Annotated in this window: 1 protein-coding gene and 1 pseudogene; both read right to left on the bottom strand. The window is 38.8% G+C overall.

What is annotated here, in order from left to right; all coding sequences use genetic code 11:
- Positions 1 to 362, bottom strand: a pseudogene (locus AB5935_RS27550) (urocanate hydratase); the annotation flags it as partial.
- A 306-nt stretch (positions 363 to 668) separates the two neighbouring features.
- Positions 669 to 1,120 (bottom strand): DUF6563 family protein (locus AB5935_RS27545; protein WP_368328044.1); only part of this gene is annotated, 452 nt, incomplete at its 5' end.

Here is a 1,120-nt window from a genome sequence, read left to right as displayed (position 1 = left end):
GTTTCACCATAAGTAACAAGTTCGTAGGGATATAAGGCTATATCGAAGCAAAGGTTATTGTCAATCATTACCTGAAAGGCTTTGCCTTCAATACATTGCCCCTGATATTCATCAATCGGCTTTGCTTTCAAGTCTCCGGCAGGACGGAAACGGTATCCGTAAATACGCCCGCGAGTGCGTAGTTCTTCCATAAATTCAGGAGCCAGTTGTTCGTGCCACTCGGAGGGAATATAACGCAAAGCGTTTTTTAAAGCTGTGATGGTCTGCGCCGGGGTAAGTGTATAACCACGGTCGGGAGCTCTCCGGATACCTTCTACAAAATCCGGATAAGGAGGTAGCGTGTTGCCAAGAGTTATTCTCATAATAAACAGAATTAAGGATTACAAACTGTAAGCAATACAGTCTTATAACTCTTCGCAATATAGAAAAAAAGAAGATAAAAGACAAGAGAAATAACAGATTTATTATCAGAAAGGCATTATTACATTTACTGCTTAATAGAATGGTAAGATACAGGCAATGTCAGGAGTCTCTTATGCTTTTATACAGATACAAATGCAGGTCTTTTATCCAAACGGACTAATAGGGCTTTTATTAAAATGGATAGCGGATTTTTCCATTAAATCAAAGCCATGAGTTCTGTGTTATTTGCATAATCCGCACCCTAATCATATCACTATGACCATGATTGTATTATGAACATACTCTTTCTCTGCTATACCAACAGAGATCGACAAAATTACTTTTTTTTGTTTATTCCGCAACTCCAACAAATATTTAAAGGTATGCTTCGCCTCCTGACTATCATCTTTCAAATATGCCTGTTTCAGTTCCGGATAATTCTCCAATAATTGAAGCATTTTATCTTTTCCTAGAAAATCGACTTTTCCTGTTTCACCATTTAGCTCATAACAGACGCGTTTCGTAACCAAACTTGAAGCGGCAAGAGCATCGCCAATATTCCCTCCCAGTTTTACGTCATCCTCTTCTACAAAGTTTCCTCCGATAACCGAACCTAGAGGCATGGCACAAAAATAGATATTTTTACCCAATTGAACAGCAGGGGCATACCATGCTCCAAAGCGTAACTTTTTATAGCGCAACTTACGACAATTCAAAT

The organism is Phocaeicola sp. RTP21198st1_B8_RTP21198_201120 (assembly GCF_040929485.1).
In the GTDB taxonomy this organism is placed as follows: domain Bacteria; phylum Bacteroidota; class Bacteroidia; order Bacteroidales; family Bacteroidaceae; genus Phocaeicola; species Phocaeicola dorei.
This window is presented reverse-complemented; position numbering and strand designations above follow the sequence as displayed.